The organism is Paenibacillus peoriae KCTC 3763 (genome assembly GCF_000236805.1).
GTDB lineage: Bacteria > Bacillota > Bacilli > Paenibacillales > Paenibacillaceae > Paenibacillus > Paenibacillus peoriae.
Genome location: NZ_AGFX01000018.1, coordinates 79283 through 98540, shown reverse-complemented (window position 1 = coordinate 98540; position 19258 = coordinate 79283). Strand labels below are relative to the sequence as shown.

The 19258-nt window shown below is 44.4% G+C and carries 15 protein-coding genes; 6 read left to right on the top strand and 9 right to left on the bottom strand.

The window, feature by feature from the left end:
• Positions 1 to 57: 57 nt before the first annotated feature.
• Entirely contained in the window at positions 58 to 2373 is a 2316-nt protein-coding gene (locus KQI_RS29620; protein ID WP_326117262.1) for a glycosyl hydrolase 53 family protein, read from the bottom strand.
• A gap of 308 nt (positions 2374 to 2681) precedes the next feature.
• Positions 2682 to 4181: a malate:quinone oxidoreductase gene (locus KQI_RS0111370; RefSeq protein ID WP_010346869.1), complete on the bottom strand. Its 1500-nt coding sequence runs from the start codon at positions 4179 to 4181 to the stop codon at positions 2682 to 2684.
• Positions 4182 to 4646: 465 nt separating this feature from the next.
• Here KQI_RS0111370 and KQI_RS0111365 point away from each other — a divergent pair, with 465 nt between their 5' ends.
• Positions 4647 to 5366, top strand: coding sequence for a DUF4386 domain-containing protein (locus tag KQI_RS0111365; RefSeq protein ID WP_010346868.1), 720 nt, complete (start codon positions 4647 to 4649; stop codon positions 5364 to 5366).
• A 15-nt stretch (positions 5367 to 5381) separates the two neighbouring features.
• Here KQI_RS0111365 and KQI_RS0111360 read toward each other — a convergent pair whose 3' ends face one another.
• A complete protein-coding gene (locus tag KQI_RS0111360; protein WP_010346867.1) occupies positions 5382 to 5960 on the bottom strand; it encodes a Crp/Fnr family transcriptional regulator in 579 nt (192 codons plus the stop codon).
• A 146-nt stretch (positions 5961 to 6106) separates the two neighbouring features.
• Between KQI_RS0111360 and KQI_RS0111355 the strand changes: the two genes are divergently transcribed.
• Entirely contained in the window at positions 6107 to 6373 is a 267-nt protein-coding gene (locus tag KQI_RS0111355; RefSeq protein WP_010346866.1) for a hypothetical protein, read from the top strand.
• 89 nt (positions 6374 to 6462) lie between these two features.
• Here the strand turns inward: KQI_RS0111355 and KQI_RS0111350 are convergent, their stop codons facing one another.
• Positions 6463 to 6837: a hypothetical protein gene (locus tag KQI_RS0111350; RefSeq protein WP_010346865.1), complete on the bottom strand. Its 375-nt coding sequence runs from the start codon at positions 6835 to 6837 to the stop codon at positions 6463 to 6465.
• Positions 6838 to 6974: 137 nt separating this feature from the next.
• Positions 6975 to 7688, bottom strand: a complete 714-nt coding sequence (bglS, locus tag KQI_RS0111345; RefSeq protein WP_010346864.1) for a beta-glucanase — start codon at positions 7686 to 7688, stop codon at positions 6975 to 6977.
• 531 nt (positions 7689 to 8219) lie between these two features.
• Here bglS and KQI_RS0111340 point away from each other — a divergent pair.
• On the top strand, positions 8220 to 11690 hold the full coding sequence (locus KQI_RS0111340; RefSeq protein WP_010346863.1) for an S-layer homology domain-containing protein: 3471 nt from the start codon (positions 8220 to 8222) through the stop codon (positions 11688 to 11690).
• A gap of 723 nt (positions 11691 to 12413) precedes the next feature.
• On the opposite strand, the gene KQI_RS0111330 is transcribed toward KQI_RS0111340, so the two are convergent.
• The gene (locus tag KQI_RS0111330; RefSeq protein ID WP_010346862.1) at positions 12414 to 13124 is read right to left on the bottom strand and encodes a class I SAM-dependent methyltransferase; all 711 of its coding nucleotides are present in this window, start codon (positions 13122 to 13124) and stop codon (positions 12414 to 12416) included.
• A 386-nt stretch (positions 13125 to 13510) separates the two neighbouring features.
• Between KQI_RS0111330 and KQI_RS0111325 the strand changes: the two genes are divergently transcribed.
• Positions 13511 to 13750, top strand: a complete 240-nt coding sequence (locus KQI_RS0111325; protein ID WP_010346861.1) for a hypothetical protein — start codon at positions 13511 to 13513, stop codon at positions 13748 to 13750.
• Between the two features lie 46 nt (positions 13751 to 13796).
• Here KQI_RS0111325 and KQI_RS0111320 read toward each other — a convergent pair whose 3' ends face one another.
• Positions 13797 to 14327 carry a hypothetical protein gene (locus tag KQI_RS0111320; RefSeq protein ID WP_010346860.1) on the bottom strand — a complete coding sequence of 177 codons (531 nt, stop codon included), beginning with the start codon at positions 14325 to 14327 and terminating at the stop codon, positions 13797 to 13799.
• A 349-nt stretch (positions 14328 to 14676) separates the two neighbouring features.
• On the opposite strand from KQI_RS0111320, the gene KQI_RS29210 reads away from it, so the two are divergent.
• A complete protein-coding gene (locus KQI_RS29210; RefSeq protein ID WP_338390671.1) occupies positions 14677 to 15099 on the top strand; it encodes a glycosyltransferase family 2 protein in 423 nt (140 codons plus the stop codon).
• Positions 15100 to 15529: 430 nt separating this feature from the next.
• A complete protein-coding gene (locus KQI_RS0111310; protein ID WP_010346859.1) occupies positions 15530 to 16096 on the top strand; it encodes a DUF4062 domain-containing protein in 567 nt (188 codons plus the stop codon).
• A 236-nt stretch (positions 16097 to 16332) separates the two neighbouring features.
• On the opposite strand, the gene KQI_RS0111305 is transcribed toward KQI_RS0111310, so the two are convergent.
• Together KQI_RS0111305 and KQI_RS0111300 are read right to left on the bottom strand one after the other, a co-directional pair.
• On the bottom strand, positions 16333 to 17712 hold the full coding sequence (locus KQI_RS0111305; protein ID WP_010346858.1) for an FAD-binding oxidoreductase: 1380 nt from the start codon (positions 17710 to 17712) through the stop codon (positions 16333 to 16335).
• Positions 17713 to 18076: 364 nt separating this feature from the next.
• Positions 18077 to 19258 (bottom strand): bacteriophage abortive infection AbiH family protein, encoded by a 1182-nt coding sequence (locus KQI_RS0111300; protein ID WP_010346857.1) that lies wholly within the window; start codon positions 19256 to 19258, stop codon positions 18077 to 18079.

Sequence of the window (19258 nt, the reverse complement as noted above, 5' to 3'; positions counted from 1 at the left end):
CGTCAGCTTGCCATCGGTTACCCGTATATCGCGAATGACCGGCTGCTTCCACTGTACTCAGCCATTTACACCGGTATCCTCCTTATCTTCCTTGTCGCCGCTCGCGGCAAACAATTTCATCTGCGCGTTCTTCGCATCGCCGCCCTGGATTGACATCGAGAGATCATAGTAGCCCGGCTTCAAACCGTATACCGCCTGTTCCACCCGGAAATTGACCGCATCCGCCGAATAAAAATGCAGCGAATACTGGCCCGACTTCGCATCGGAAGCTTTGTGCTGGTAGTCCGTGTGCGGCGCGCTTTCGTTACCGTAAGTAATCTTCCACATGCTCCGGTCGCTCTGTTCAAAGCTGCCGTTCACCAGCAGATTCGGCCGCCGAATCTCCAGCGTCGCCTGCGCCGGATAACCGCCTTTGGCTGTCCCGTTAATCACGTAACTGCCTGCTCCCTGGCTCACCGCTTGCTCCAAGGCCGCTTGATCCCACTCCACAGCCAGTGTTCCGGTGCTGCCATCGTTATACGTCACGGTGACCGAATCCGGCAACGAGATGTTCTCGCCCGCGTCGGCCGTTACCGTTACCGCTTGGACCTCGTCGACCTGGAGCGTAGCAACCGCTCCAGTGTTGACATACTTAAACACATTCAGCGAAGGAAGCGGATGGCCCATAAAATCAAACAACGCCTGGTTGTCTACCGCGCTGCCGCCATACCATTTCCCTGCATCGTCAGGGTCATATTCCGCGGCATAGCTGGCCGCCCAGCCGGAACCATATTGTTCCCACAGCTGTTTGTTCTGCTCGACATCTGCTTTCGGTCCTACCGGCAGCCAGGCCGGCTCCCAATAAAACATGCCAATGCCTGCATCTCCTACATTGGACACTGCTTCAATGACATTACGGACCGACGTAGCCTGCCCCTGAGCACTGATCGGATAGTCCAGCGTCTGTCCCGAGCTTCTCGGGGCGGTATTCTCATGTCCATCGCCATCTTCAGATGTATACGCATAGGACGTTTCTGCCACCATCACTTTTTTACCATACGTATCAGCAACCTGCTTCAGCACTGCTGTGAGATTGCTCAGCGAACCGTGCCAGAACGGATAATACGAGCTGGCAAAGACATCATAGTCCACATTGTTATCCGACAGCGCCTTCGCATAGGAAGCATAGCGGCCCGGCGTCTCCGGGTTGGTAAAATGCAGTGCCACGAGAATAGACGGATCGACAGCACGCACCGCCTGGCTTCCCTTATTAAATAAAGCACTGATCTTCGTCCACTCTTTCTCCCCGACAAACGACTGGTTCGTTTCATTGCCGACCTGCACCATCCCTACATCTATGCCCTGATCGAGCAGTTGCTGCAGGCTATTCCGAGTATAGTCGTACACCGCCTGTTCCTTGTCAGTAAAACTCAGGCTCTGCCAAGCCTTCGGCACATGCTGCTTACCCGGATCGGCCCAGAAATCGGAATAGTGGAAATCCACCAGCAGCTTCAGTCCGTTGGCAGTCGCCCGCTTGCCGATTTCAATCGCTTTGGCCAGATCGTTGTTCCCGCCGCCATAGCCGTTGCCTTTGGCATCATACGGATGATTCCACACACGCACCCGAACGTAGTTTACGCCGGATTCCTTCAGCGTCCGAAATATATCCTGCTCGGTGCCCTGCTCGTTATAGAAGCGTACTCCACTCTGCTCCAGGGAGAGAATGCTGGATATATCGACACCTTTGATAAAATCAGGCTTCAATCCCTCAACCTTCTTCACAAAAATATCCGCTGTCACCGGCTGGGTCGTATCCGTGCTGACCTGCTTTAAGACAAAGCGGTCCAAATAGCCCCATGCCGCCGCAGCGCCGCTGATTCTCGCGCCAATGACCAGATCGGAGGTCTGCTCGGTCAGCACGAATTTCAAGGTCACGCCTCCCCATTGGTTATAGCCTGACGTTGACACCTCACTGCTCTGCTCAGTACCTGCGAATACCTGTACATGTCCCGCTGCGGCATCGGAGCCGCCCATCGATTGCACCGACAGCTCATAGCTGCCTGGAGGCAGCGTCGGAAGCTTCTGGCTGACCGTGATCTGCTGATTCACCGGCGCAGTGTCGTTGACCCAATACTTGAACGCATATGTGTCTTCGGACGGCGTAATAAAAGGATCACTGGCATAGGCATAATGCTGAATATCTACCTGCTTCCAATCCGATGCTTCGACCTGCCACGATTGATCACTCCAGAAGTTCGTCTCGAACCCTCCGTTTACGATTGCTGAAGCACCGACCGACTCTGCTGCCGCTGCTGGTGTCAGCCGGATCGGCCACGAACCGAATACGATCACCACCACCAGTAGTAACAACCACCCTTGCCTCTTTTTTCTCATCTCTCTGTCCCCTTTCTTCAAAGCCGAATACTCATAAGTGATTCACCTTTTATAAAGCGCTTACATAATTGCTGTGACCACTATAGCAGACACCTATGAACGGAAACATGGGAGGATTGCAACATTTTGTATTCTTAAGCAAGCATTTTAGCGGTGGGAAGACTTCCCCACCGCTTGGCGTTGTTGCTTATACGATTTCATACATATTGTAATTGAAAATACTGCTTCTTCTAAGCAAATTTGGTTCAGTCTCGAATATGGGAGGATTGAAAGACAAGCCAGGGATGGCTCTGTTTGTATATCCAAAATTAACGATGGAGCGGTTCTTTTTGGCCCAGACCAAGCGTCTGCGTTGTGGAATCGTGAATTTCTTGGAAAAGTTCCGGATTTTCCGCTAGTGACACGCCATAAGAAGGAATCATTTCTTTTATTTTCGGTTCCCACGCTTTCATATGTTGTGGGAAGCATTTTTCTAATACTTTCAGCATCACGTTAACAGCCGTAGAAGCACCTGGAGAAGCGCCGAGCAATGCAGCTACCGAGCCATCAGCGGCACTAACCACTTCCGTACCAAATTGAAGTGTTCCTTTACCAGCTTCCGTATCTTTGATCACCTGCACACGTTGACCTGCTACTACAATTTCCCAGTCCTCGATTTTGGCGTTCGGAATAAATTCGCGTAATTCTTCCATGCGCTTTTCATTCGATAACATCACTTGCTGGACCAGATATTTGGTCAATGCCATCTCTTTTGCGCCTGCCGCCAACATCGTACCGAGGTTATTGGGTTTTACAGAACAGATCAGATCCAAATTTGAACCCGTTTTCAAAAACTTTGGTGAGAAACCGGCAAACGGTCCAAACAACAGTGCTTTTTGATTGCCAATGTATCTCGTATCCAGATGTGGAACAGACATGGGAGGCGCGCCAATCTTGGCTTTACCGTATACTTTGGCATGATGCTGCGCGACAATTTTAGGATCGTTACATACCATAAAAAGTCCACTTACCGGAAATCCTCCAATATGTTTGGACTCAGGAATACCAGTTCTTTGTAGTAAAGGCAGACTTCCACCCCCGCCGCCGATAAAGACGAATTTGGCAGTATGATATTCGATTTTGCCGTTATCCAGATTTTGCACTTTGACTTCCCACGAGCCATCGCTCGTACGTTTAATATCTTTAATTTTATGCTTGTAATAAAGCTCGACATTTTTACTTTTTAAATGATCAAACAACATGCGTGTTAAAGCACCAAAATTAACATCTGTTCCGGAGTCGACTTTGGTCGCCGCAATCGGTTCATTCAATGTACGGCCTTCCATAATCAGCGGAATCCATTCCTTCAGTTTTTCAGGATCATCGGAAAATTCCATTCCTTGAAACAGAGGAACATCTGAAAGCGCTTTAAACCTTTTCTTCAAAAAAGATACATTTTTTTCACCTGTTACCAAACTCATATGAGGTATTGGCTTGATAAAGTCCTGCGGATTACGAATCAAATTGCTGCTTACAAGAAAAGACCAAAACTGTCTTGAGAGCTGAAACTGTTCATTAATGTTTACAGCTTTACGAATATCTATAGATCCGTCAGCTTTTTCGGATGTATAGTTCAGCTCACACAGTGCAGCATGGCCTGTACCCGCATTATTCCATTCGTTAGTGCTTTCTTCTCCTGCGTTTGCGAGTTTCTCAAACACTTTAATTTCCCATTCCGGTGCTAACTCTTTCAGCAATGATCCCAGAGTCGCGCTCATAACTCCGGCACCAATTAAGATAACGTCTGTTTTTTTCTGCATTCCGCTCATAAAAACCTTCCTTTATCTTTTTAAATTTGCAAAAAAGAGCAGGCCCTCCTGCTTAGGTGATACAAGAAGCAAGGCTCCACTCAGGAACATATCTTTTCTTTTCTGTCTCCATTATAACTTAAATATAAGCATTTAAAAATTATATCGTCTATCCTCTGATAATTATAAACTACTTTTGCTAAAAAGTGAGAATTCTCTTCAGAAAAATAAGAATTTAGGTGTTAGAAGCATTTTAACCGAAAATGGAGCCTTCGTAATGATGAGTGGATTAGCGCCAATTGGCTAAAATTTCATCTTACTGGAGATGGAATTATGTCTTACTCATATCCATATTATGCGGGCGAGATTATCGGGTGATTCATAAAAAACAGTTAACCCCCCTAAGTTTCCTTGACTTAAGTCAATGACCAGTCATACTCTCCCCATTAAAATGAAAAACAACAATGTGACCTAGGAGGCTACTTTATGGCTACCTCAGTAAGAATATTATCAAATGAGCGAAAATCCGCTTTAACTGCTGGTGCATTACTTATCATCATGGCACTTGCTGCATTTTTTTCCTATGGTTTTGTCCATGGAAGCCTTGTAGTGAAGGGCGATGCCAGCACCACATTTAACAACATCCTGTCATCAAATGGCCTTTTCAAAGCCGAGATTTTGGGGTGGGTCATCATCCTGATCAGTGACATTATAGTCGCATGGGCTCTCTATATCTTCCTGAAGCCAATGAATAAAAACCTTTCATTGCTCGGCGCATGGCTCCGTCTTACCTATTCGGCTGTATTAGGAATTGCCATATTGAACCTGATATTTGTGCTGCTGCTCTTGAGAGATCCAAACGATTCATCCTCATTTACAATTGAACAAATTCAATCACTCATGATGCTGTTTCTTGAAGCATTTGAATCTATTTGGTCTGTTGGTTTGATCATTTTTGGAGGGCATTTGTTGATTGTAGGATATGTGGCTTTTAAATCAGACCGCATTCCTAAAGTTATCGGCATTTTATTGTTGCTTGCTTCAATAGGCTATATTGTCATTCACCTGAGCAAAACGTTTCTTTCACAATATGATGGGCTGATTGCAATACTTAATCTTGTTTTTGCTATACCCATGATTGCAGGGGAACTGGGCTTTGGAATATGGCTGCTGCTTAGAGGAGGAAAACTCCCCAAAAGCGCATGACAACTTTTCTAAAAATCATTGGCAATTGATCCGCTTTTTGATTCTGCTTAATGACTCTGGAGTAATGCCAAGATAGCTTGCCAATTGATGCTGAGGTACACGATTGACTAAATGAGGTCTTTTTCGTAATAGCGCTTTGTAGCGTTCTTCAGGTGCAGAAGCGATAAATGAAGCCAATTCATCTTGTACCTCGCCCAGGTTTTCTTCTACCATCTTGCGTATCATGGATTCCAACTGTGAGTATTCGTCCAACATGTCCTTTTTGACAACAAGATCACCAACAACCAATGTACAGTCTTCCAGACAAGTTAAGGTGTACGCAGATGGCTTATTTTGTTGATGACGATTGAAAATCGAGACCGCTTGCTCTTCTGTGTAGAAATTGGATGAGACTTCTTTTCCCGCTTTATCTATCGAGTACTGCCTCACGCACCCTTTTAACACGAAATAACATTTTGTGGGGACGTCCCCTTGTCTAAGGAGCACGGTTCCCTTTTTATATTCCTCAATAAGGATTTTTTCAGCGATAGCCTGCTGTTCCTCATCGTTAAGTGATGTAAATTTCGTCATATACTTAAACAATATGCTTTTCATCATTCTCTCCTTTCAACTCGTACATTCGTTATTATGGTCAGTTGGAGAGCCTATGTAAACAAAATAGGCCTGCCAAGCCTTGATCATTGTCCATTCCAATCTGCAGGGCATGAATACGATGATACTGACAGGAGGTGACATTCTTCATGCCCAAAAAAACAGCAGCCCGTAATGTCGAGAATCAAGTCTATTCCAACCGTGTTGTCAGATCGGAATTCGACCGGAATTGGCGAACCGTTGTGTCAAGAAGTGGCTACGTGATCTATATTGCAACAGCCAACCGCGCGAAAGTGACCGTCTTGTTGGCTAACGGTTCGAGCAAGCTGCTCATCTTCAACAAAGGCGGACGAGTATTGGTTGGCGGCGGCGGAACGAGCCATTACAGCAAGCCGCATATAGCGAGAAATTTGTAGGTAGAATGTAAATGTAAAAAAAATGTCCTGCTTTCACCTTTGTAGGGAAGCAGGGTTTCTTCTATCTGAACGGCTCGTTAGACTTTTATTTACTCATCATTGCGTTGAATAAACTTACCTAAAATTAAATTCCTAAGTGATACAATCAAAACTTCAGGTAACAAAACGATGAATATATATGACAATATAATAAATGGCAAGGAAGAAATAAAAATTTCAGCCCCCTGATCTTCACTAGAACGCTCAATTAGCAGCCACCACATAGGTATTGCTACAACCCAGAGTAGAACATTAGAGATCATTAAATGACTAAGATTTTTCCATAAGAAACAAAATAAAATCGCAATGACTGCTGGAATAGCCCACGAACCTATCGCGCGACCATTACTTAATATCACAAATGCCGTAATAGGATATAGTATTACACTTAATATCTGAACTACTCTATTATTATAAAAACTCAATCCTCCAGCCCCCTCCTCTTTCAACAAACCAATTTCTGTTCTAAACTGAATTTAGGCAAAAAAACTGCACCTCCATTGTTCATTGTGTCTAACAAATGGGGTGCAGTTCACATATAGGGCTGCTTTTGTATTGTGGGCTAATTGCTTGTATATTTCACCCAATCGTATTCCGCGTATAGCGGGCTAGCTCCGTTATACGGTCCTAACCAATCGTCAACGCCAGTGCCATTCCATAAATTCATCATAATCTTGCCTGGCGTGCTCGGTATATCCGTAGTTGCCGTATGCTTTAGAACCCCGTCAACATACCACTTAATGTATCCTGGCTGCCAATCGAATGCATAGGTGTGAAAGCCTGTTGATGCATCAAAGCCCAGATCGATAATCTTCTCATGACCACCAACCCCGTTTGTAAAATAGTTGAATTGTGCTTTTGTCGTGTCTTTTCCTAAAAATTCAATATCTATTTCATCCCATTGCGTGCCATGAGCAGGTCCGGTATACGTGAAAAAGGAAGATACGATTCCTGTATTTTTAGCAGGCTTCATGCTGACCTCGTATAAGCCGTATTGGTAAGTGTTAGTCGATCGATACTCTCCGCTGTCAAATTGATTGTTCGCAGAGCTCGTTAGACCAAGCTTCATTTTGCCATCGTCAGTAAAATTGACATTGTTGGCGCGCCAAGTGCAATTAAACATGTTTCCATTGGAATATCCATCCGCCTTTTGCCATGCATCAGAATTGAAACCATTAAGTGGCTCCCAAAAAACATTCCCCGCATAAACGCTTACCGAAAAAAATAGAGAGACAATACCAGTTGTCACTAGGGTGAACCAAGACTTCTTCTTCATCTTACACCTCCATAAAAGATTGTCCGAATATGAAAGAAGTCGCGAAAAGCGATGAACCATTACAAATATTGCCCATCTTGCTGTACAAAAATGGAACGCTTTCATGCTCGGTATCTTCACTATACATCGATGTACATACACTCACAATAGAAAAAAGTTAAAAGTAGCAATATTAGATCATTTTTCCCTTACCGACCTATCCATAACAGGAACCCCTATACTATTCTCGACAGCCTTGATTTAACATTAAATTGGAATAATTTTATAAATCCAAAGGACAAAATTAACATTACTATGACATCTCGAAAACATAAAAATGATAAAGTGAGCTACGCAGCCGCGGAAAAAGTATTTTTGTTCTGGGATGCATTCATCCATTTTAAATGAACAAGGAAGGAAGAACGGGAAATATGCCGAAAATATCAGCCTCAAACGATCAACCGAAACAGGTAGTTGCTTCACATTTGGATTTTAAACGAACAAACGTATGAACATCATGAGAAAACACAAGAGTTGGAGGCTTATTTAAAAATGAAACCCAGAAAACGGCTTTTTCGATTATTTTCTCTCTCCCTAGTGTGTGGCATGCTCGTTACAGGGCTCCCTATATCTAAAGGATACGCTGCTCCTGAAGCTCAAGCTCAGACTGAAACTAGTAACGGAAAATGGATGACAGGTGAGTATCATACACACACCTATCAGTCCGATGATGCACAGGAATCCCTTACGAGCGTGTTGGACCATGCATTTGAGCAAAACAACCTCGATTGGTTGGCCCTTTCCGATCATCTGCGGATGTCAAGCCGAGACGATAACGGAGTCACGCTGCCTGGAGGTGCAATTCCGTTTTCCAAGGGACTGGCACTTTACCAGGTGCCTAAAATAAAAGAGCTGCAAAACTCAGGCAAATACAAGGATAAAATCATCTTTTCCGGCTTTGAGTGGGACATGCCTCAATATGATCATGCAGGGGTAGGCATCCTCACGGATCACCCGGGATCAGAAGAGGAACTAAAGGTGATTAACCAGTTCGAATATATGTTCACCAATCGAAGCGAAAGCTCGTTCGATCCGGCCAATGTAGCCGAGTGGAAGCTGCAAGGCAACAGAGCTTACTCGACAAAAGAAGATACCCGGACCGCCATACAATGGCTCAGAGATCACTACCCTGACAGCTATGTTTTCATCAATCATCCTTCGAGAAAAAAAGGGAGCAGCTCGGAGATTAAAGTATCGGATTTCCGTGATTTTAATAATCTTGCCCCTAATATTGCTTTTGGGTTTGAAGGCATGCCCGGTAACCAGATGTCACCAGACAGAGGGGAAACCGTCGATGTGTATGGCGGGGCAGATATCACGCTTGCAAAAGTTGGCGGCGTTTGGGATGCGCTGCTTGGAGAAGGGCGTAAATTCTGGACTTTCTCCAATTCTGATTTCCATTTTAATATCAGCAAAGACCGGAAATACTCCAGTGGTTACTGGCCCGGCGAATACTCTAAAAATTACACATGGGTGAACGGCAACACCATGAAAGCCGTTGTCGACGGTATGCGGTCAGGAAAATCATTTTCCGTCTATGGCGATTTAATTAACGCACTTGATTTTAATATCACCAGCGGTGGAAAAAAGGAAGAGACGGGGGGCAATCTTCAGGTCACACAAGGAGATAATCTTCAGCTTACAATCCGGTTCAAGAGCCCTGAAAGAAACAATAACGGGGAACCCGTTCAGGTTGACCATGTGGATCTGATTGCAGGGGATGTTACCGGACCGGCAGCGCCTGGAACTGCTGAATATACCAAGAATACCAATGATTCAACCAGGGTGCTTCGTCGATTTACCAGCAATGACTGGACGACAGACGCTGATGGTTACCATGTCATCACTTATAAATTGGATGCTGCGAGCAAAAATCAATATTTCCGACTGAGAGGCACCAACCTGGGAATCAACGTACCTGGAGAAACCAGTAACGGAGAACCTTTGATTGATCCGAAGAATACGACCACTGATAACGAAACCCGTTTCTCGGAAATTAACAAGCGTAACTATTCCGATATGTGGTTCTATTCCAATCCGATTTTTGTGAGCGTTGAGCCTTACAGTGACCAACAGGCCGTTGATCATACAGCAGCCACTTTGAGCCTGGGTGATACAAGCCAGGTCACCAATGATATTACACTGCCGCAAGAAGGCGAGCATGGAACGACGATTCAATGGGAAAGCTCCAATCCGGACCTTCTGAGCCATGATGGACATCTGCTTGTTCGTTATCCGCGGGAGAACCAGCCGCTTACGTTGAAAGCTACCATTACGCGCGGAGACGTAAGTGTAACTAAACTATTTGATGTAACCGTCAAAGGTCTTGACGACATAACATCCGTAGAACTTTTCGGCTCCATGAAAACAGCCGATGGACAAGGCTATACGAGCGGGCAGTGGACTAATCAAAGTGTTACCGCCAGTGTGTATTCAAGTGTATATGCCGAACCTGTGACGTCCGTCAAGCTGGAGTTATCCATGGACAAAGGCGAGTATCAACCTTATGCAGCTAACCAGCCTATTGAAGTTTCCCAAGAAGGCAAGCATACGCTTGAATTCAGAGCAACGGATAATTTGGATAGACAAGCCGTGCTTTCCCTGCCGGTAAATATCGACCATACGCCTCCGCTAATTACGCTAAAAGGGACCAATCACGTGACTCTGAAACAAGGGTCCTCATATAGCGAGCAAGGAGCCAATGCTACCGATAATTTCGGGGTTTCGGGAGACGTTCTGGTGAGCGGTACGGTAGATACCACAACACCAGGGACATACACTCTGCGTTACAACGTGAACGATCTGGCGGGGAACGCAGCACAGGAAGTCGTACGCACCGTAACTGTAGAGACTAGAAAGAAAAACGATTCAAATGACAATGATAGTCAATCTGGGGGCAGCTCGAATAGCGGTTCAAGCAACAGCTCCTCCGGCCAGACTGGTAGCGGTAGCGGTAGCGGCAGTGGTAGTGGAGAGACGAACACAGGCAGTAAGCCTACAAACGAACAGCCTTCAACCATGCAAATGGATGTAAAGGCACAGCAGGGATCAAAAGGGGCCCTCAACGGTGTGTTCAGCATAGACATTCCGGCTGGGGCCGTAAACTCGGACGGTCAGGTTCGCGCTGTCATTCTGCCGGAGGATAAAGCCCCGTCAGCGGGAAATCTTCAATTGTTAAGCCAGGTGCTTGAATTGAACAGCACATCCGGTAATAACTTGAACAAGCCTGTGAATCTCACCGTCCATTATCAAGCGGATAAGGTTGCCCAAGACAGCAAGCCAGCGGTCTATTATTATAACGAGTCACAGCAAAAATGGATCTATGTTGGCGGGACTCAAAACGAAGACGGAACGGTCACCGCCAGCTTTAATCGCTTGGCTAAATTTGCCGTATACGATTATAAACCATTGGCACTCAGCGATCTGGATGGGCACTGGGCGCAATCGTATACTGACCGTTTGATCGGCATGAATGTAATCGAGGGATTTGAGAACCAGACGTTCCGTCCCAATGATCAAATTACACGGGCTCAATTTGCCAAAATTCTAGTGAACGCAATGGGGCTGCGTCCGTCCGATGAAGAAACCACCTTTGCTGACGACGATAAAATTCCTTCCTGGGCCAAGGCACAAGTAGCAGCAGCGGCCCAAGCCGGACTGATTACCGGCTACAAAGAGCAAGGAAAAACGGTCTTTAAAGCCAATCAGGTCATCACCAGGGCAGAGATGGCCGTCATGATTTCCAAAGCACTGAACTCAAATGCTGGCAGCTCTCAAGGTACGGTGAATCCGTTCCGAGATACATCCAGTATTCCAGCATGGGCGCAATCGTCAGTGAACACTGCGGTTTCCGCAGGCATCCTGAACGGATACGAAGACAGCACCTTCCAGCCGGATGCCAAGGCCACCCGAGCGGAAACGACCGCAATGATCTACAAGCTGCTTGGCGCATTGCATATCTAATAGGTTTCCGAGAATATGATAGCTCCCCTTACAGTAGACAGGTTAAATCATAAAACCTGCTGCCTGTGAGGGGAGCTTTTTCATGGTGAAATAACTGAGGCAAAATGTTACAGATACATGGAGTTGAATCAGGATGGCAATAAGATCGCGCTCTACAATTTCTGGATCATGCCGAACAGCCGCAGGCCGCCGCCGAGCATTCCCGCGCCCCCAGCGGCACCGCCGAGGCCACCGAGCAGCGAGCCCATGCATGCGAATTTTTCCAACTAGTTCCTCATAAGTGACTGCACTAATGATCCCCTTCAAAATAGCCCTTATCCAGTTTCTCCAAATATGCTTGCTTCTTTTGCAGATTGGTCCTAACCGAATAAATTGAAGTTTCCAGATAACTCTCCTATGTATTGCCCGCTCATTCTTTGAACTACTACCGCACAGATAACCATATGTGTATCCGAAAGCTTGTTCCCAAAATTAAAACAAAGTAGTCCTCAAGACCACTGAATTGTGGGGTTGGAGGCTACTTTGTTCTGTTATTCATCACTCGAATTGAGGTGGGAAAATCCAAAAATGAATTTAGGACAAAGAACTCTCACTTCGGCTGCGGTCCTCAAGTTTACGAGGATCAACTTTGTTGTCCATCAGAAGCGGATTCTTTGCACCTCTTTTGAGGGTACGGATAAAAATAAAGCTTAATAGCGATTCACTTTATCGCTTTTTATGTGTTCAGCCTCCTGAATTCATCCGCTTTCTTAGTACCAAATGATACCTGGAATGGAAAAGGCCCGTTAATATATTTTCTTTACGGATCGTCACAATCTCTTCAATAGCAAAGTCGCTGCCGATCAGGTCCAGAATTTTTGAGTAATTGTAATACATTTGCACAGTTCCTTGTTCGTGCCCTGTACCGGAAATTTCTTCGCCAGTGAATTCCCTTGAATGGTTCGAATCATCTCCAGAGATTAAATCACAATAAAATAACCCCTCTTTTTCTAACACCCTTGCAGTCTCTCGTATACCCTCTTTAGCAATTTCGAAGTTCATGCTATCGAATACACCGTTACTGCCCGCAAATTGAAAAAAACCATCGTTCCAAGGCATCTCGGTAATACTGCCTGCTACAATTCTACTCTCTATATGATCAATGCCAGCGCTTGAAGCCCATTCGCGAGCTTTCATTATCGCTTGATCCGACAAGTCAATCCCATAGGAATCCAAACCCATCTGCTTGCTGAAAATAATATGTCTGCCTATACCACAACCTACATCTAGGAATCTTGGTTGTGCTTGATGAGTGTGGATGGTCTTGTAATCTTGGAGTCCAACTCGTTTTGTAATATATTTCGCAAAAAAACGTATCATTTCTTCTTGGGGATAAAAAACGTGATTTTCCCCGTTTTTATAAGAATTTTGCCATTCTTGTTTCTTGTTATCCACTTTAAATTTCCTCCGCTCCGATATGCAAGGTATTATTTGAATCACAAAATGCTCGGTGAGCTTTGAGTTCCTATCCCAAACAACTATCTGAATAGATTATCGGAAAAAAGAACGATATTCATAAATTAACTACCAATTCCTTCCACGTTCAGTGACTCTTTCCAGATTATTCTATATGAGAGCTGCTGCTACACCTACTATCAAGTACTATTTCTTTTCTAATCGTGTGTACCATCACTTGTGATACGGTATGTTGAAACTGCTGGCGGATGCGAAGCGAGGTAACTTCTCCGCCGTTATCACGTAGAAACTTTATCTGTTGACATTTTATGGAGGATACTGTATATATTCAAAGCTAATACGAAAGACAGAAAAGGAGGATCTGCATGCACAGAGTGATCAAAATCAGATTTACGCTCTTTTACGGTGAAGCGCCTGAAGCAAAATGTTACGGGTACATGGAGTTGAATCAGGATGGCAATATGATCGCGCTCTACAATATGTACGGTGAGGAAATAAATATGTATGGCAGTCATGAATATGTCAGGGTACGGACACTTGGCAAATTTGATAACGAAGACCGTGATCATTTTTATTCCTTGTTAGAAAGTGATGGTGTGGGCTAGCCCCCTTTGACCACTCAAAGAGGGCGTAAAGTCCGCAGGTATACGATTATTCGTTATCCGGTTCGGCCGGGGGCATCAAACCTTTAACGGCGCCGAAGAACGGGCGAATGGACTTGATCATGCCGTAGCCCATCCTCACCACCGGGACAAATTTCTGGATCATGCCGAACAGCCGCAGGCCGCCACCGAGCATGCCGCCGAGCCCTCCTATGCCCCCAGCGGCGCCACCCAGGCCGCCCAGGCCACCGAGCAGCGAGCCCATCATCGGCAGGAATGCCGACACCTTGACGTCCGGCTTGCGGGAGCGCGAACGGACGGACGGTTTGCGTGCGCCGCTTCTCCGGTTGCCGGGACGGACGCCCCGGGCATGCGAACCGGCTCTGCGTTTGGGAGATCGGGAGCCTTGCTTCCCGGAAGAAGCGCGTGCGGGGGCTTCAGCAGCGCTGGCAAGTACCACCCCGCCGAAATTAACATCGGTGATGTAGCCGACGTAAGTCTCTCCGCTGTGCAGGGTGACGCAGACCGGACGGCCCTGAAGCTTCTTAGCCCGTGCGCGCATCTCTTTCGATTGTGCCATGGAAGTTCACCTCGCTCACTGATTATAATTCAGTTTACGCCAGGGGCGGGCTGCCTGCCTGTGCGAATGGGGCATGCGCACCCCGAAAATCGCTTATGGGCTCGCCGCCGCTCAAGTCCTCCCAAGGATAACCCCACGAACCATGGCTCTGTACAGACTAACTTTAAACTGGTATGTAATCACTTTCACTCTTGTAAGTGTATTTTTCGAGATGTTAACTCGAAATTCATTATCCCCTGTAAGGAGTTCAACGCCACTTAAAATGAGTGATATTCTAATTCTTACCTAAAATCCGTAATATTTAAGGGACCTTTAAAAAGCCTCTCCAGATTCAGATTTTTGGATAGTTGTGAGGGGGGCTTTTTCATGTCAGAAATATAATAATAACTACACCAGACAGAATTATAGGAATAAAGAGCTTATCGTCATATTAAATAATAATAAGCTGAAGGTGAACGAATATATAAGAGCCGCAAAACAATATAAGAACGTAAGGATATATAGCTTACCGGCACGTGTATCGCTTGGCCATTGTCTGAATTATAGAGCTTCATTATCTAAATACAAACTAATTGCTAAATTTGATGATGATGATTATTATACTCCGGGCTATTTAACTGATAGTGTGCGAACCCTGTTAAAGACCAACACTGATATTGTAGGGAAGCGAGCCCACTACATGTATTTGAATGAAAAAAAACTCCTCCTGCTTCGTTACCCTGCCAAGGCTAATCAATATGTTTCCTGGTTCAAGGAGCCACCCTTCTCGTAAAACGACATGTGCTAAAACGAGTTGGTTTTCCCGATAAAAATCGAGGGGAATGCGTAAAGTTCTGTTCTGATAGCCTGGCAAAGGGCTATAAGATTTATTCAGGAAGTAAACCCAACTTCCTTGCGATTCGCAGGAGGAACTCTAAAGATCATACTTGGATCGTAAGCGATAAACACCTTCTAACAAGAAATGCTAAAGTGCTAAAAGTAAGAAACGCAAAAAAGTTTGTATGCCAAAGCTAACTTCTTTAGCTGATAACAGATCCATTTGAGCCCTTCAAGACTCTGCTGCCAACCGTAACCATCAAATCATGCTTAGTCGTATCCAACAACCAAGCCCAGCCGGGGTTGAAGGGCACCAATCCATTTTGACAAATAAAGCGAGCGAGTGGTAGATTCTATTTATACTAATACTTTAATTTGGGTGGCCTATGAGAAAAAAATTACAAATTTACATATCGTCTACTTTCAACGATCTTATTGAGGAAAGACACACCGCTGTTGAAGCCATACTTCAAGCTGGTCATATCCCTGCTGGAATCGAGCAATTTTTCAAGGAAAGTCCAATGAAAATTAGGAAGAGATGGATTGACGAGTCCGATGTATATCTCCTGATTCTCGGAGGATTTTATGGTTTGACGCTTCCTAATGAATCCAAGAGCTATACGCATTGGGAGTATGAGTATGCCGGAGAAGCAGGCAAACCTAGATTTGCCTTTGTTGTCACAGATGAAGCATTAAGACAAAAGCCATACGACTTCGCAGCAATTGAATACTATCAGGAGTTTCAAGAGTTTAAGCAATCGGTCATGGAACAAATCCCGATCTATTATGTTGAAGATGTACGGCACATTAAAATGGTACTTCGTGATCAATTGCCGGAGTATGCAGCAAAGGACGATTTGTATGGCTGGGTTTCCGGCAAGGATGTCCCGGACGCTCAAAAGCTGTTGGAAGAGAATGCAAGATTAAAGGCAGAGTTGGAGAAAGAGAAATGAAAGAGGGGCTGGCATAACCAGCCCCTTTTCCCGTCTTCCTTTAATATTCTCCTTTAATGAGAAAACGAACCCCGAAATGCTCCCCGCCAGCTTAGACTTCCGCCTGGCAAGCAGCTAATATCAGTAATTTCGCCGTCACTTATGATACGGTTCAGCTTAACGTCGCTATCAGCGAAATGGCTAAAGGAGCTGCCGCCGTCAGCTCCTTGTTTTAATTCGATCTGGTGTGCGTATTGTCATTTTTTGACCTGTTTATCCACTGGAATACTCTGAGCAAAACGAAACACATTATGAGGATCGTACTTTCGTTTCACCTGCTTCAATCTGCCAAAGTTTACGCCATAATACGCCTTGGGCCAGTTCTTAATCTGCAGATCGGGAAAATTCACATAATCCCCTTTAACAAAGGGACGCAACGCTCTACGGAACCTTTCCACCCACTGAATATTCCGCTCCTGCTCCCTGTTGTTTCTCCAGCGAGCTGACAGTTCGTAGATTGTCTCAGCCTTCCGGTGAGGATAGGCCGTTGCAGTAGGCGATACTCGACTCACCGCGCTTCCTGCACCACCTAAGCTCTGACTCCACACGCTAGAATGCCTGTTGGGTGCTTTGGATAAAAAGTCGCGTATAATTCGTACTCCTTCAGGCGGCAAAGGTTGGAACCCGTAGGCCCCGGTTATTTTAAACTTTGGTTCCAAATTCAGGTCTGATTCGGCAAAAAATTTGGTTGCTTCAATAAAAGGTACTGTCTTCACCATCACCTTCACCGGAGTGCCTGCTCGCAAGAGCGGTCTAATCAATCGACGCAGCTCCTCTGCACCGCCAAGCAATTGCCCGGTAGATACAATGGTTCCCACCTGCTTGGCAGCCACCTCAATGGTTGAGGTTAAGCGGTTCGTGACAGACGGGGCCCAGCGCTGCCAAGCCGGTAACACCTTCTCAAGATCACTCCATTTCCACGTAATACTATATATAGATACCGATGAAATCGGTCTAACCCTAAATGTATATTCTGTAGCAACCCCAAAGTTCCCTCCCCCTCCGCCTCGTGATGCCCACAACAGATCGGAATGTTTCTTCCTGTTTGCCACAATCGTCTTTGCCCCATACCGTCCCGAAGCTACGACCATCTTCACTTGTTTCAAGTTATCGCACGTAAGTCCATATTTGCGGGAAAGAAGTCCAATGCCTCCTCCCAGGGTAAGCCCAGCTACGCCTACGTCGGGCGCAGTTCCCGCCGGAATTGCCACACGCTTATTCCACAGCTTTTTGTACACACGGGCAAGTGGATTTCCCGTTTGTACAATGGCCACTCTATTTTTTCGATCAACCTTAACCTTATTCAGCTCGCTCACATCGATAATAATACCGCCATTTACAGTTGAGAAGCCTTCATAGCTATGCCGTCCGCTGCGCACTCGCAGCCGTATGCACCGTTCACGAGCCCATTTGACTGCGTTGATCACATCCTGAGTTCGTTGGCAAAAAACAATGACCCTTGGAAATTTGGAAAAGCGCCTATTGAACTCCATTCTGGCCGTATTGTATGACGGATTGCCCGGGATTACGATCCTTCCAGTTAATCGTGTACTTTTCTTTATCAACTTTTGTGCCATCTACTTTACACCATCCCTGCTTATGACTTAAGCCTTCCTCATCAGCTTATTTCTATGTAGGGACACCTGTCCTAGTAACGGCAAACGCCCAGTTTGAATCGTAAAATAGTTCAAACCACTATGAACTAAGACATGGTCATTTATCTGATTAAAAAGAACAAAAAAACTCTAAAACTTAAGGTCTCAGAGGCAATGAATCCCTTCATCTCACATACGCTTTCCAACCGAAATGTTTCCCAATTTTTAGTGCGGTTGGTTCACTTCGGTATACCAATGATGCTAGGCAGTCAAAGAGTATTATATATTCCATTTTGAATGTCGTTGTTGGCTCTCGGACGCACATAAATTCCTATTTTAAAATTTACTACAGCTCTGTTCCTCGGATTGGATTTTGTTGCTGTTTAAAAATAATACTCCTATGTTGACCATGAACTCGTGAAACTAAATTATCAACGCCTAATACTTTTACTAGATTTGCAATCTGAGAAGCATATACTTTTTTGTTGTAGTAAAAGATTGTAGTAATTAAACCTTTCGTTTCAATTAATTCTCGAAGAATATCCTTATCGGTTATATCAAGCGAATGTCCAAAAATGAATAGTTCGGACTGATATTTTGAACTTGTAATATTCTGTATCCAATCTCTATAGTCGCAACCTGTTTCCTTATGTATTCTTTGAAAATATTTTTTGTAAAAAATAAATGACGTATTCTTACTCGCTTGTGTACTATCTAAATACTCATCAATACCTAAGACCATGTTATTCGTATCAATATTACGTGTAATATCAGCTTTTCCATGAATAAAGTCATATAGAATATTATGTTGAGGCGCATAGACTTTCTCATAAGTATTTGTATAATTAAAACTTAGTATTTTATCAAATTTGTTGCTTTGTATGTCTGGAAGTATATGCCCAATATTTATTTTCCCAATACAATCCTCAAGGAATATTTCCAAACTTCGTATTAGTTTATTTAAATCTCCTTCAAGTTTTTGAACCTCTTTTTCATCAACCTTAAACTTACTTGAACTTCCATCTAGAACGGTAACCGACAAAAGAATTTGTTTAATATCTTTTTCTACAATGTCTTGTTGGTCAAATAATCCTTTAGTTTTATACTGATCCAGAGTTTTTACTACCCTAGATATTTCTGATTCAAAATCAATCCATCCTTCATTAATGTAAGATTTGGTTTTAATAAAATATTCGTACCATAAATTTTCTTCTAAATGTGCAATTAATTCTTGAAGTACCTTATCCTCTGATTTGCTTACTAAAGTATTAATGTTTTGAAAACGTAAACCTGCTTTTTCATTGTTTCTTCCATACTCCTCAGTTATTCTTAAAATCAAATTTTGAATGTATTGTTTGATATTATTGTCAACTGATGATTCATTTAATTGTTTTGATATAAAATCTACTGTTGTGCCATGATACTTAGACATTGTTTTAATTAATAAAAGAAATTCTAAGAAATCATTGTATTTCGTTGGTAATCCATGAGCCAAATCAAACCCATTTCCAATAACTAATATTTTCAC

Coding starts and splice junctions, on each gene's coding strand:
- KQI_RS0111305 (WP_010346858.1), bottom strand. CDS start 17,712: ATGGCACAAAAGTTGATAAAGAAAAGTACACGATTAACTGGAAGGATC.
- KQI_RS0111365 (WP_010346868.1), top strand. CDS start 4,647: ATGGCTACCTCAGTAAGAATATTATCAAATGAGCGAAAATCCGCTTTA.
- KQI_RS29620 (WP_326117262.1), bottom strand. CDS start 2,373: ATGAGAAAAAAGAGGCAAGGGTGGTTGTTACTACTGGTGGTGGTGATC.
- KQI_RS0111370 (WP_010346869.1), bottom strand. CDS start 4,181: ATGAGCGGAATGCAGAAAAAAACAGACGTTATCTTAATTGGTGCCGGA.
- KQI_RS0111320 (WP_010346860.1), bottom strand. CDS start 14,327: ATGGCACAATCGAAAGAGATGCGCGCACGGGCTAAGAAGCTTCAGGGC.
- bglS (WP_010346864.1), bottom strand. CDS start 7,688: ATGAAGAAGAAGTCTTGGTTCACCCTAGTGACAACTGGTATTGTCTCT.
- KQI_RS0111325 (WP_010346861.1), top strand. CDS start 13,511: ATGCACAGAGTGATCAAAATCAGATTTACGCTCTTTTACGGTGAAGCG.
- KQI_RS0111340 (WP_010346863.1), top strand. CDS start 8,220: ATGAAACCCAGAAAACGGCTTTTTCGATTATTTTCTCTCTCCCTAGTG.
- KQI_RS0111355 (WP_010346866.1), top strand. CDS start 6,107: ATGCCCAAAAAAACAGCAGCCCGTAATGTCGAGAATCAAGTCTATTCC.
- KQI_RS0111310 (WP_010346859.1), top strand. CDS start 15,530: ATGAGAAAAAAATTACAAATTTACATATCGTCTACTTTCAACGATCTT.
- KQI_RS0111360 (WP_010346867.1), bottom strand. CDS start 5,960: ATGAAAAGCATATTGTTTAAGTATATGACGAAATTTACATCACTTAAC.